Below are 12,617 nucleotides of genomic sequence, written 5' to 3' on the forward strand. Positions count from 1 at the left end.
TTTTTTTAAATGAGCCTGGGGGGCCCCCCCCGGCCGCGGGGGGGGGCTTTTCCCGCGGGGGGGGGGGTGTCCCCCGCCGTGGGGGCGGATGTTTCACGTGAAACATCCGCCCCCTCGGGCATGTGCCGCGGCCCGAGGCCCGGCCCGACGGCCTCAGTTCGTGCCGATCTTCGCCAGCAGGTCCACGATCCGCTCCTGCGCCTCCGCACTCGTCGACCGCTCCGCCAGGAACAGCACCGTCTCCCCGGACGCGAGGCGCGGAAGCTGGTCCGGAGTGATGTCCGCGGCCGTGTAGACGACCAGCGGCGTGCGGTTCAACTGCCCGTTCGCCCGCAGCCAGTCGACGATCCCGGCCTGGCCGCGGCGGACCTGCGACAGGTCCATCACCACCAGGTTCGGCCGGGTCTGCGCGGCCAGCTGCACACCGTCCTCGTCCCCGGCGGCCCGCGCGACCTGCATCCCGCGCCGCTCCAGGGTCTCCGTCAGCGCGGCCGCGATCTCCGCGTGCTCCTCCACGAGCAGCACCCGCGGCGGGTGCTGCTCGCTGTCGCGCGGCGCGAGCGCCTTCAGCAGCACCGCCGGGTCCGCCCCGTACGCCGCCTCCCGCGTCGCCTGCCCGAGCCCCGCGGTGACCAGCACCGGGACCTCGGCGGTGACGGCCGCCTGGCGCAGCGACTGCAGCGCGGTACGGGTGATCGGACCGGTCAGCGGGTCGACGAAGAGCGCCGCCGGGAAGGCCGCGATCTGAGCGTCCACCTCCTCGCGCGAGTGCACGACGACGGGCCGGTAGCCGCGCGCGGTCAGCGCCTGCTCGGTCGACGGGTCCGGCGCGGGCCACACCAGGAGCCGCCGCGGGTTGTCGAGCGGCTCCGGCGGCAGCTCGTCGTCCATCGGCTGCGGCACCGGCCGCTGCGCGACCTCGACCGCGCCGTTCGGCCCGTCGAGCGGCTCCGGGCCCTCGCCGCTGCCGGCGACCGGCGCGCCTATGGCGTACGAACGCCCCTCGGGCGGCGTCTGCCCGAGCCGCGCCTGCGCGGCGGGGGGCGTGGCCTGCGGCGCCGGCGTCGGCGTCGGCTCGTCCTCGGCGGGGGGCGCGGCCAGCTTGCGCCGGCGGCCCGAACCGGAGCCGCCCGGCGTGGCCGGGGTGGCGCCGGGGCGCTGCTCGCCGCCCGGCCGCGCGTACGGCACGCCCTGACCCAGCGTGCGCACGCTGATCGGGCGGCCGTGCGACTGCCCGGGGCCGGGCTCGCCGGCCGGCGCGGCCGGGGGCGCGGCCAGCGGGCGCACCCGGTGCGCGGTCGCGGGGCGGGGGTGCTCGGGCGCGGCGGTGCTGCTCGTCGGGCCCGCGGGCTGCTGGACGGGCGCGGTCCCGTTCACGCCGCTCGGGTGCGGCGCGTCGGCCGCCGGAGCGCTCTCGTCGCCGGCCGTCCGGGGGCCGCCCTGCCCGGGAACCGAGGGCCAGTGCTGGGTGTGCACGGCCTGCTCGGGCGCCCGCTGCGTCCCCGCCGTCGCGCGGACGTCGTCCCAGCCCGGCGCGGCCCCGTCGGGCCCGGCGTCGCCGACCGCCTGCTGCGGCAGCTGCGCGGCGGGCGGGACCGTGGCGGAGGCGGCCGGGGCGGAGTGGCCCGCGGGGGCGGCCGCGAGGGCCGGGGCCGCGGGCTCCGCCGACTGCTGCTCCGGCAGCCGCGTGCTCGGCCACCCGCTGCCGGCACCGGGCACGCCCGGCGGCACCTGGACCAGACCGCCCGGCGCGACCGGCTCCTCGGCCGGCGCCCGGCGGCGGCCCGAGGGCGCGGGATGCGGCTGCGGCGGAGTGTGCGCGACGGCGTCGTCCGCCGGTCCCTCGTGCCGGTCGGCCTCGGCCGGCGGCAGGGCGAAGGGGACCCGGTCGCGGGTCTCCTCCTCCGTGGCCCGCTCGGCGGCCGCGGCCAGCGCCCGCCGGCGCCGGCCGGTCGGCGCGCCGTCGGCGTCCGGCGCGCCGTGCAGCTCGACGGCTGCCCCGGAGGCGCCGTCGTCGGCCGGGAGGGACTGCGGCGCCGGGAGGGACTGCGGCGCGGGGAGGGCGTGCTGCTGCGGCGGCTGCCCGCCCCACGCGCCGTCCTGCTGCTGCTCGCCGCCCGTCCCCGTCATCCGCCGGGCCCGGCGCCCGGTCGCGACCGGTTCCAGCGCGGCCGCGCCCTGCGGCGCCTCGGCCGCCTCGCCCTCGGCCGGGCTGGGCCGCCCGCGCCGGCGGCCGGTGCCGCCGCCCGCCGTGCCTACGGAGGGCTCGCCGCCCTGCGCCGGCACCAGCGCCCGCTCGTCGGAGGCCGCCGCCCGCGCCCTGCGCCGGCCGGTGGGCTGCCGTTCGCCCTCGCCGTCGTCGCCCAGGAACGCGTCGACGGACGACCGCCGCGGCGGCTCCTGCGCCCCGTGCACCTCGACGGCCGACCCCGCCACCGTTCCCGCGCCGTCGCCGATCGGCACCTCCAGGACGTACGCCTGACCGCCCATCCCGGGCACGTCGTGCGTCTGCAGGACGCCGCGGTGCGCCTCGACGATCCCGCGCACGATCGGCTCGTGGATCGGGTCGCCGCCGGCGAAGGGCCCGCGCACCTCGATCCGGACGACGTCGCCGCGCTGGGCGGCGGCCACCACGATCGTGGAGTCGACGTAGCCGCCGTGCTGGTGGGCCGACTGGGTGTTCGCGCGGGCGTTGCCCGTGGAGTCGATGCCGGCGACGTCCGCGACGAGGTGGGCCAGCGCCGTCGCGAGCCGCGCGCCGTCGACCTCCGCCTCGATCGGCGGGGCGTGCACCGCGAACTGCACGCGGCCGGGGCCGATCAGTTCGATCGCGCCCTCGACGGCCGCCTGGACGACGCCGTCGAGCAGCACCTTCTTCGGGTCGAGCCGGTCGCTGCCGTCGTCGAGCCGCTGGAAGGCCAGGACGTTGTCGACGAGCGTGGTCATCCGCGCGTAGCCGGCGGTGAGGTGGTGCAGGATCTGGTTGGCCTCGGGCCACAGCTGCCCGGCCGGGTCGGCGGCCAGCGTCCCGAGCTCGCCCCGGAGTTGCTCCAGCGGCCCGCGCAGGCCCTCACCGAGCACGGCGAGCAGCTGCCGGTGGCGGGCGGTGAGCGCGTCGAGCCGCTCCTCGCGGGCCGAGAGACCGGCGTCGTACCGCTCCATGCGGTCGGCGAGGTCGGTCTCGTAGGTCTCCTTCAGCTCCGCCACCTCGGCGGCGTGCCGCTCGCGCAGTTCGCGCAGCTCGCTCTCGTGCTGCTCGGCGAGCGCCTCGTGCGGCCGGCGGTCGGTGAACGTGAGCACCGCGCCGACGAGCAGGTCGCCGTCGCGGACCGGCGCGGTGGTCAGGTCGACCGGCACCGGCTTGCCGCTCTTCGCCCACATGACCTGTCCGCGCACCCGGTGCTTGCGCCCGGAGCGCAGGGTGTCGGCGAGCGGCGACTCGGTGTACTCGAACGGCTCGCCGTCGCCCCGCGAGTGCAGCGTCAGCGCGTGCAGCTTCTGGCCGCCCAGCTCGGTGGCCCGGTAGCCGAGGATCTGCGCGGCGGCCGGGTTGACCAGCACGATCCGGCCCTCGGTGTCCGTACCCACGACGCCCTCGGACGCCGCCCGCAGGATCATCTCGGTCTGCCGCTGCGACCGGGCGAGCTCCGCCTCGGTGTCCACCGTCCCGGTCAGGTCGCGGACGACGATCATCAGCAGCTCGTCGCCGGTGAAGGCCGGCTGCGGCTCGCCCGGCTGGTGCCCGTACGCCTGCCGCCCGTCCTCCAGGCTCGCGCTGGTCACCTCGACGGGGAACTCGGTGCCGTCCGTGCGCCGCGCGGTCATCCGGGTGGGCTTCGTCCGGCCGCGCTCGTCGCGGCTGTCGGGCCGCCGCATCGAGCCGGGGATCAGCCGCGAGTCGAACTCGGGCAGCAGATCGAGCAGCCCGCGCCCGACGAGTGCGGTACCCGGCGCCTCCATCACGTCCAGCGCGATCGAATTGGCGTTGACGACCGTGCCGTTCGCGTTGACGAGCACCAGCGCGTCCGGAAGTGCGTCGAGTATCGCTGCGAGGCGAGCAGCGCCTCGGGATGGCCTGCTGCTCACGACGACGGTTCCTCCCTGACCTACTGCCGTACCTTGCCGACTCCGCCTTCCGGCGTGTCACTGGAGGGAGTCTACGGGCAGAGGTTGTGGGCGCGTCGGCGGATGAGACGGGAGCCCGCGCCGGGCCGCGGCGACGGGTCGGGCCGTCAGACGCCGGCGGGGGCGGGCAGCAGCGGCTGCAGGGCGTTCCAGCGCCCGATCTCGCAGCCGTCGCTCCGGCTGAACACGGCGTCGACCGGCCGTCCCTGCCAGGTGCCGGTGACGTGGGCGGTGGCCTCGCCGCCGTACTGCATGGTGCAGAGGGTGCCGGACGGGACGGGGGCGAAGAGGTCTGCGGCCTCGGGGGCCTCCGGCCGGTCGTCCGTGCGGGGGCCGCCGATCGGCGCGCCGGGTGCGGCCGGTGCACCGTGTGCGTCCGGTGCGTACGTCGCCGGTCGTCCGGCCTCGGTCAGCCGGTCGCAGGCGGCCTGCGCCATCGGGTGGTCGCCGCCGGTCGGCCCGCACTCCAGCGTGTACGTCCGGCCGTCGTACGCCGCGTCGCCCGTCCCGTCGACCGTCACCGTGAGGCGGTCGGCGGGGGCCCGGCCGGCGGGCCCGGGGTCGGCGTGCGCGGGGACCGCGGTCCCGGCGAGGGCGAGCAGTGAGCCGAGGACGAGGCGGGCGGGGGTGGCGCGGCGGGGGGTGCGGGTCATGCGGACTCCTCGGGTACGGCGCGCCGGGCCGGCGCGCGAGGTCGCGCTCGGGCGCGGGCGTCACCCGCGCCCCTCCCTCCCCTAACGCGCCGCGCCCGCTCGCGTTGCGCGCCCCAATGGCTTTGCCCTGCCGACCACCCGCCTAGTACCGTGGGCGGCGATTGGTGACACCCCACGCGGCTGTGTCATCATCTGCACGCACGACCGATCGCGCCCGCGCGGCCGGATCATGCGGTTGGAGGCGTCGCCTAGTCCGGTCTATGGCGCCGCACTGCTAATGCGGTTTGGGGTTTACCCCCCATCGAGGGTTCAAATCCCTCCGCCTCCGCACCCACGAAGCCCCGGTCCCCACGGACCGGGGCTTCTCCCGTTCCCACCCCCGGGGGACCACCCCCGCCCCTCGTTTCCGCAGGTCAGACCCCCTGAGCCAAACGGATTTCGCATGACGCCACCCGTCATGTAAAGTTCTTCTCGTAACGCCGACGGGGCGCAAAACCCCCGGAAGCACAAGCACTCGTAGCTTAACGGATAGAGCATCTGACTACGGATCAGAAGGTTGCAGGTTCGAATCCTGCCGAGTGCACAGCAGAACGAAGCCCCCGCCGGGAATCCGGCGGGGGCTTCGTCGTGTGCGGCGGGCGGTCGGGGGTCAGGTGGGGCGGGGCTGGAGGTGCTCGCACAGGAGGTCCGTGAGCGCGGGGGAGTCGAGGGCGAGGGCCCTGACGGCCTCGGGGGTGCGGGGCACCCGGATGAGGGTGAAGTCGCCCGTGTCGGGTGCGTCGAGTTCGGGGCCGCCGCGCCGAGCGGGGTCCAGGTGCAGGACGTCCGCGTGGAAGTAGTGGCGGACGAGCGTGAGCCGCGTGCCCGGTTCGGTCTCCGTGAGGAGCGGGATGAGCGGGCCGATCGTGGCGCCGGTCTCCTCCAGGACCTCGCGCCGCAGCGCCGCCTCGAGGTCCGCGTCGTCCGCGACGCCGCCGCCGACGGTCGTGCAGTACGCGGAGCCGCCCGGCCATCGGCGGCGCAGGAAGAGGAGGTGGTCGCCGTCGGACAGGACGGCGCGCACGTTCCGTCGGATGTTCATGCGGACGACGGTAGGGCCGCGGCGTCCGGCGCGGGGGCCGTTGTCAGTGGGGGGCGGCATCATCGGGGGATGACAGAGGGTTGGCGGTGTGACGGGGTGCGGTGGGAGGGAGGGGGGCCGGGGGTCGGGTGGGGCGGGGGGAAGGTGAGCGCGCTGAGGCGGGGGGCGTGGGTGGGGTTCGTCGCGCGGGGGGTGCGGCGGTGTACCGGGGCGCGGGGGAACGCCTGCCCGGTGCGCGCGGAGATCGGGGGCCGGATCACCGGCGCGCGGTGCGAGGAGTGCGCGCGGCTCGACCGGATGCACTCCGTCGCCGCCGACACGCTGGCCGACGACCCCCGGCCGTACGCCGTGTACCTGGCGTGGTTCGGTCCCGGTCTGGTGAAGGTGGGGATCACCCGCGCCGACCGGGGGAGCGCGCGGCTGCTCGAACAGGGTGCGGTGGCGTTCACCTGGGTGGGCCGCGGGCCGCTGATGGCCGCGCGCCGGGCGGAGGAGACCGCGCGGGCGGGCCTCGGGATCCCCGACCGGGTGCCGTACGAGAGGAAGCGGCTCGTCAGGGGGCGGCTGCCGGCGGCCGGTGAACGGCGGTTTGAGGTGGAGGAGTTGTACGGCCGGGTGGTGGGACTCGCCGGATGGCCGGAGGCGCTGGAGGCGGCGCCGTGCGCGGTCGTCGACCACGGCGAGGTGTTCGGCGTCGACGAGGTGCCCGTCGCCACGGGCGTGGTGAGCGAGCTCGTCACGGACGGCCGGGTCGGCGGTGAACTCCTCGCCGTCGCCGGCCCCGACCTGCACCTGCGTGTCGAGGGCGGCGGCGTCCTCGTCGTCGACACCCGGCTGCTGCGCGGATGGCGGCTCGGCCCCGCCCGCGAGCCGGGCGTGACGGTGCCCGTACGGGCGGTCGGGGGTGAACAGCGCCCGCAGGAGGGGCTGTTCTGAGCCGGCCACCCCATCTCACGGCGCCCGCCGCCCCGTCTCACGGCGCCGACCACCTCGGCTCGCGGCGCCCGCCTGACCGCCCGCCACCCCGCCCTCCCGGAGGCCGACGTCCCCGACCGCCCCAACCCCGCGGGCCGATTTCTCAGGCAATTCACAGGAAGCACCAAGCCGGGTCTCACGCACCCCTCGCACGGTGGGTGCATGACCACGACCCCGCCGCCCGGCCGCCACCGCGAACCCTCCCGGACCCACCGCGTCCCCGCGGCTCCGGCCCCCGCCTCCCGCACCGCCGGGACCGTCCTCGTCGTGGCCGGCGACGGCGCACCCGCGGAGCTGCTCGCGCTCGCCCTCGGCTACGAGGGGTGGGACGTGCGGACGGCGTCGGCCGACGGCGCCGAGGTGGTCCGCGCGGTGCGCCGCCTCCGGCCGGACGCCGTGGTCCTCGACGTGACGCTGCCGGACGTGGACGGCATGTCGCTCCTCGGGCGGCTGCGGCGCGAACGGCAGGACGTACCGGTGCTGTTCCTCACCGGGAAGGGCGACACCGGCCGGCGGATCGCCGGGCTGACGGCCGGCGGGGACGACCACGTCGCGAAGCCGTTCGTCCTGGAGGACGTCGCGGCCCGGCTGCGGAGCCTCGTCCGGCGGTCCGGCGCGACGGCGGGGGCGCGCAGCGCCTCGGTGCTGGTCGTCGGCGACCTCGTCCTCGACGAGGACAGCCGGGAGGTGACGCGCGGCGGGACGCCGGTACGGCTGACGGCGACCGAGTTCGAACTGCTGCGGTACCTCATGCGCAACCCGAAGCGTGTGCTCAGCAAGGCGCAGATCCTGGACCGCGTGTGGAGCTACGACTTCGGCGGCAAGGCGAACGTCGTCGAGCTGTACATCTCCTACCTGCGCCGGAAGATCGACGCCGGGCGCGAACCGATGATCCACACCCGGCGCGGGGCCGGCTACGTGCTCAGGGCCGCGGCCGACCGGGAGCCCGCCGGCGTGCGCTGACCCTCCCGCGCCTCTTGTACGGTGTACAGGTCCCCTACACCGTACAAGGGCCTGCGCGACCGGCCCTCGGCGTCCCGGAGCCCGACGTGACGGCCCTGCCCACCCCGCCGGCGGCCACCCCCGGCCACCCCCGGCGCTGGGTCATCCTCGCGGTGATCTGCCTCGCCCAGCTCGTGGTGCTGCTCGACAACACCGTGCTCAACGTCGCGATCCCGTCCCTCACCGCGGAGCTGCACGCCTCGACCGCCGACATCCAGTGGATGATCAACGCGTACTCCCTGGTCCAGGCCGGTCTGCTGCTCGCCGCCGGGAACGCCGCCGACCGCTACGGACGCAAGCGGCTGCTGCTCACCGGCCTCGCGCTGTTCGGCGCCGGCTCGCTGGCCGCCGGGCTCGCGGGCTCGGCCGGGCAGCTGATCGCCGCCCGCGCGGGGATGGGCGTCGGCGGCGCGATGCTGCTGACCTGCACCCTCGCCGTGGTGATGCAGGTCTTCGACCCCTCCGAGCACACCCGGGCGATCGGCGTCTGGGCCGCGGTCAACGCGCTCGGCTTCGCGGGCGGGCCGCTCCTCGGCGGGATCGTGCTCGACCACTTCTGGTGGGGCGCGATCTTCCTGATCAACCTGCCGATCGCGCTGCTCGCCCTCGCCGCCGTCGTCGTGCTGGTGCCGGAGTCGCGCAACCCGCTCGGCGACCGCCCGGACCTGATCGGCGCGGTGCTCTCGACGATCGGCATGGCGTCGACGGTCTACGCGATCATCTCCGGGCCCGAGCATGGCTGGACCAGCGCGCACGTGGTGATCCCGGCCGCCGTCGGGACCGTCGTCCTCGCCGTCTTCGCGGTGTACGAGGCGCGGATCCCGTATCCCATGCTGGACATGTCCTTCTTCCGGAACCCGCGATTCACCGGGGCGCTCTGCGGGGCGGTGCTGGTGACCTTCGGGATGGGCGGTTCGCTCTTCCTGCTGACGCAGCTGCTGCAGTTCGGCCTCGGCCACGGGCCGCTGGAGGCCGGGCTGCGGACCGCGCCGTTCGCCCTGACCGTCGTCCTGGTCAACTTCAGCGGCCTCGGGGCGCGCTGGAGCCGGCGGATCGGCGTGCCGAGGTCGCTCGGCGTCGGCATGGGGCTGCTGGCCGCCGGCCTGACGGGGGTGGCGCTGTCCGGTTCCGACGGCTACGGCGGCACGCTGGCCGGCCTGGTCGTGATGGGGGTCGGCGTCGCGCTGGCGAACCCGGCGATGGCCGCCGCGATCATGGGCGCGATACCGCCGGAGAAGGCGGGCGTCGGCGCGGGCGTCAACGGCACGGTCGCGGAGTTCGGCACCGGCCTCGGCGTCGCCGTGCTCGGCGCGGTCCTCGCCTCGGCGACGGCCGCGCGGCTGCCCTTCGACGGCGACTCGCTGCCCGCCACGCTGGCCGCGCACCCCGGGGAACGCGACCTGATCCTCGACGCCTTCGCGTCCGGGGTCACCGCCGGCCTCCTCGTCGGCGCGGTGGCGATCGCGGCGGGCGGGCTGCTCGCGGCCTGGCTGCTGCGCCGCGCCGACGCGCGGCAGGCGGCGGAGCAGACGGCACCGGCCGAGGCCCCGCAGCTCACCTAGCATCGGGCCGAACCCCGTCCGGAACCACCAGGAGGCACCCCATGGCATCCGCGGACCCGCCCCCGACCCCGGAGGACCCGAGCCCGGAGAACCCGAGCCCGGCGGACCCGAGCCCGGCGGACCCGAGCGCGCGGATGAGCGTCTGGCTCGACCCCGGCGCCCCGGCGACCCGGACCCGCCGCCCGGACCAGCCCGCCGGCCTCGACCGCGACCGCGTCACCGCCGGCGCCGTCCGGCTGCTCGACGCGGAGGGCGCGGCGAGGTTCTCCATGCGCAAGCTCGCCGCGGCGCTGGACGTGACGGCGATGTCCCTCTACTGGTATGTGGACACCAAGGACGACCTGCTCGAACTCGCCCTGGACGCCGTCTTCGAGGGCCCGGCGGCCCACGCCCGCGACACCCGGTCCCCGGAGCCCGGCTCCGGCGGGGCGGACTCCTGCGGGGCGGACTCCGCAAGCTGGCCCGACGACCTCCGCGGCCTTGCCACCGCCTACCGCGAGGCCTTGGTGCGCCACCCCTGGGCCCCGGCCCTGCTCGGCCGCTTCCTCAACATCGGCCCGAACGCGGCCGCGTTCGCCCGCCGCTGCCAGGACGTCGTCGCCCGCAGCGGGCTGCCGCCGCAGGGCCGGACGGCGGGCCTCGCGGCCGTCTTCCAGTTCGTCTACGGGTTCGCCACCGTCGAGGGCCAGTTCGCCGCGCGGTGCGCGGAGGCCGGGGTCTCGCAGGAGGAGTACTTCCGGCGCTCGCTGCGGACGGTCGGCGAACGCCCCCACATCGCCGACCTCTACACGGACGCCGTGGCGGCCTTCGAGGCCCGCGGCGGCGGCACCCCCGAGCAGCTGCGCGACCAGGACTTCCGGTTCGCCCTGGACATCGTCGTCGCGGGGATCGAGGCTCAGGCGAACAGCGCCTCCGACGCGTCCTCGTAGACGGCCACGTCCCGCCGGGCGTGGGTGATGTCCAGGACCCGGCGGACGATCCGGGCGCCGGCGACGACGCGCAGCCCCGGCTCGCCGGGCAGCCCGCGCAGATGGGCGCGGACGGCGTCGATCAGCGAGACGCCCTGGGAGTCCATGAAGACGGTCTCGGAGAAGTCGAGGACCAGGAAGTCGATGCGGCCGGCCCGGCCGTCGACGATGCGGCGGATGCCGTCGAACAGGTCCGGCCGGTTGTAGAGATCCACTTCGGCCGGCATCGGCACGAGGGTGCAGTGCGGCAGGTCGCACGGGCGGAGCAGCACGGGCACGGAAGCTCCCTGACCGGAGGGCGGACCCGCGCCCAGTCCGGACCCGGAGGATCGGCGGACCGCTTCCTGACCCGCTCGGTCATTGCACCACGGGTACCCCGGCCCGGGAAGGACGGTGGCCGTCCTCCTCACCACCTTCACGTCTGCTCCACCCGGAGCGTTCACCGGTCGGAGGGAGCCGATAGAGTTTGCTCATCCTGTGCTCGCAGTCAGGAATGTGCTGCGGAGCTCTCCTGCGCATGGCCTCAGGGCCGTGCATGCCGAAGAGGTTCGTAGTGACTGCGTACGATTTTCCCGAAGTGCCGCTCTCTGCCGACGCGGTCGCGTCCCCGGCGGTCTTCGCCCTGGCGGAGATCCTGACCTCCGCCGCCACCCAGCTGCACGCCGTCGAGGGCCACCCGTCCACGCTGCTCGCGGCCGTGGAGCTGGCCCGGGAGATCGTGCCGGGCGCGGAGTACGCGGGCATCACGGTCGTCGAGCGCGGCCTGCCCGCCCGGCCGGTGGCCTGGACGGACGACATCGTGCGCAGGGCCTGCGCACCCGACGAGCAAGGCCCCGACCCGAGAACGTACTGGGACACCCTGTGGGACGCCCCGCTGGTGCGGACCGACGAGACGGCCGACGGCGACGGGCGCGGTGTCTTCCTCGGCGTCCACGGACTGCGGTCCGCGATCTCGCTCCGGCTCCGCGCCGACCAGCGCAAGCTCAGCGTGCTCTCGCTCTACGCGCGCACCACCGGCGCCTTCGGCGACGCGGACGTCCGGATCGGGCGGCTGCTCGCGGCGCACATCTCGATCGCCCTGGAGACCGCGACCGAGCGCGAGCAGCTCACCGAGGCCATGCGCACCCGGGACGTCATCGGGCAGGCGACCGGTCTGCTGATGGGGCGCCTCGACATGGACGCGAGCGAGGCGTTCAACCGGCTGGTGCGGACCTCGCAGCAGGAGAACGTGAAGCTGCGGGACATCGCCCAGCGGATCGTGGACGCGGTCACCCCCGACTGAGCCCGCCGCGACCGGGGCGGCGGTACCGCGCGGCCGCGGGGCCCCCGCCGGGTCCCCGTGCCGGGACCGGCGCCTCAGCCCGCGGCGGGGACGTCCCGGACGGCCTGGATGTCCAGCTCGACCTGCAGGGTCGCGCCGATCGCTGAGATGCCGGCCTGGACGACCTGGTTGTAGTGCATCGCGAAGTCGTCGCGGTGCAGCTCGGCGGTGGCGCGGAAGGCCGCCCGGGTTCCGCCCCACGGGTCGGGGCCCGAGCCGAGGTAGGTGAGGTCGAGCGGGACGCTCCGGACCACGCCGTGCAGGGCCAGCTCCCCGGTGACCAGCCAGCGGTCGGTGCCGACCGGGGTCAGCGGGGCCGTGCTGCGGTAGGTGAGTTCGGGGAAGCGCTGGACGTCGAGGAAGTCGGGCGAGACCAGGTGGTCGTCCCGCATCCGGTTCCCGGTGTCGATCGAGTCGGCCTCGACCACCGCCTCGACCAGCGAGTTCTCCACGTCCGGCGCGATCGCTATCCGCCCGGAGAACGCGGTGAACCGACCGCGCACGCTGGAGAAGCCGAGGTGCCGCGCGGACGCCGCCACCGAGGAGTGCGCCGGGTCGATGCTCCAGGCCCCCGGCGGCGGCAACTCGGTGCCGCCCTGCCGCGCGAGCGTGAGGCTGCCGAGTTCGGCCCGGCCGCCGGCCCCGACGAGCGCGGTGGACGCGGTGGGGGCGTAGCCCACGGCGGTGACGATCGCGGTGTACGCGCCCGGCGGCAGCGCGGTGGGGTCGTCGACGACGCCGTCCTGGTCGGCCGCGGCCCGCAGGACCTGGGCGCCGGTCATGTCGGTGACGGTGACGACGGCGTGCGGCACGGGCCAGTTGTCACGGGTGTGGAGGCGGGCACGGAGGGACACGGAGGGCCTTTCACTGACGTAGGGATGAGGGCGGGCCGGGGCGGCGGACGGGAAGGGGGTGCGCGCGGACCCGCCG

10 protein-coding genes and 2 tRNA genes are annotated in these 12,617 nt (G+C 75.9%); 7 read left to right on the forward strand and 5 right to left on the reverse strand.

Annotation, left to right across the window (positions count from 1 at the left end):
- Nucleotides 1-153 precede the first annotated feature (153 nt).
- Both ACFWEG_RS24960 and ACFWEG_RS24965 read right to left on the reverse strand, forming a co-directional pair.
- Nucleotides 154-4,086, reverse strand: a complete 3,933-nt coding sequence (locus ACFWEG_RS24960) for a PAS domain-containing protein (protein ID WP_387219212.1) — start codon at nt 4,084-4,086, stop codon at nt 154-156.
- 146 nt (nt 4,087-4,232) lie between these two features.
- Entirely contained in the window at nt 4,233-4,778 is a 546-nt protein-coding gene (locus ACFWEG_RS24965) for an SSI family serine proteinase inhibitor (protein ID WP_387219214.1), read from the reverse strand.
- Nucleotides 4,779-5,015: 237 nt separating this feature from the next.
- Between ACFWEG_RS24965 and ACFWEG_RS24970 the strand changes: the two genes are divergently transcribed.
- Nucleotides 5,016-5,106: transfer RNA gene (locus ACFWEG_RS24970), tRNA-Ser, on the forward strand.
- Between the two features lie 182 nt (nt 5,107-5,288).
- Nucleotides 5,289-5,361 (forward strand) — tRNA-Arg (locus tag ACFWEG_RS24975).
- A gap of 66 nt (nt 5,362-5,427) precedes the next feature.
- Here the strand turns inward: ACFWEG_RS24975 and ACFWEG_RS24980 are convergent.
- Nucleotides 5,428-5,859: an NUDIX domain-containing protein gene (locus tag ACFWEG_RS24980; protein ID WP_387219216.1), complete on the reverse strand. Its 432-nt coding sequence runs from the start codon at nt 5,857-5,859 to the stop codon at nt 5,428-5,430.
- Between the two features lie 69 nt (nt 5,860-5,928).
- Between ACFWEG_RS24980 and ACFWEG_RS24985 the strand changes: the two genes are divergently transcribed.
- The 4 genes from ACFWEG_RS24985 (at nt 5,929) to ACFWEG_RS25000 (ending at nt 10,327) form a co-directional block, all read left to right on the forward strand.
- The gene (locus ACFWEG_RS24985) at nt 5,929-6,795 is read left to right on the forward strand and encodes a DUF2797 domain-containing protein (RefSeq protein ID WP_387219219.1); all 867 of its coding nucleotides are present in this window, start codon (nt 5,929-5,931) and stop codon (nt 6,793-6,795) included.
- Between the two features lie 201 nt (nt 6,796-6,996).
- Entirely contained in the window at nt 6,997-7,797 is an 801-nt protein-coding gene (locus ACFWEG_RS24990; RefSeq protein ID WP_387219222.1) for a response regulator transcription factor, read from the forward strand.
- A gap of 86 nt (nt 7,798-7,883) precedes the next feature.
- Nucleotides 7,884-9,398, forward strand: coding sequence for an MFS transporter (locus ACFWEG_RS24995; protein WP_387219225.1), 1,515 nt, complete (start codon nt 7,884-7,886; stop codon nt 9,396-9,398).
- Between the two features lie 134 nt (nt 9,399-9,532).
- On the forward strand, nt 9,533-10,327 hold the full coding sequence (locus ACFWEG_RS25000) for a TetR/AcrR family transcriptional regulator C-terminal domain-containing protein (RefSeq protein WP_387219232.1): 795 nt from the start codon (nt 9,533-9,535) through the stop codon (nt 10,325-10,327).
- Here the strand turns inward: ACFWEG_RS25000 and ACFWEG_RS25005 are convergent.
- The gene (locus ACFWEG_RS25005; RefSeq protein WP_387219227.1) at nt 10,294-10,644 is read right to left on the reverse strand and encodes an STAS domain-containing protein; all 351 of its coding nucleotides are present in this window, start codon (nt 10,642-10,644) and stop codon (nt 10,294-10,296) included. The two genes, ACFWEG_RS25000 and ACFWEG_RS25005, sit on opposite strands and share 34 nt — an antisense overlap.
- Before the next feature lie 299 nt (nt 10,645-10,943).
- Between ACFWEG_RS25005 and ACFWEG_RS25010 the strand changes: the two genes are divergently transcribed.
- The gene (locus ACFWEG_RS25010; protein ID WP_387219230.1) at nt 10,944-11,648 is read left to right on the forward strand and encodes a GAF and ANTAR domain-containing protein; all 705 of its coding nucleotides are present in this window, start codon (nt 10,944-10,946) and stop codon (nt 11,646-11,648) included.
- A gap of 74 nt (nt 11,649-11,722) precedes the next feature.
- Here the strand turns inward: ACFWEG_RS25010 and ACFWEG_RS25015 are convergent, their stop codons facing one another.
- On the reverse strand, nt 11,723-12,541 hold the full coding sequence (locus ACFWEG_RS25015; RefSeq protein WP_387219235.1) for a YceI family protein: 819 nt from the start codon (nt 12,539-12,541) through the stop codon (nt 11,723-11,725).
- Nucleotides 12,542-12,617: the final 76 nt, after the last annotated feature.

It is taken from the genome of Streptomyces sp. NPDC060194 (assembly GCF_042728285.1).
Classification (GTDB): Bacteria; Actinomycetota; Actinomycetes; order Streptomycetales; family Streptomycetaceae; genus Streptomyces.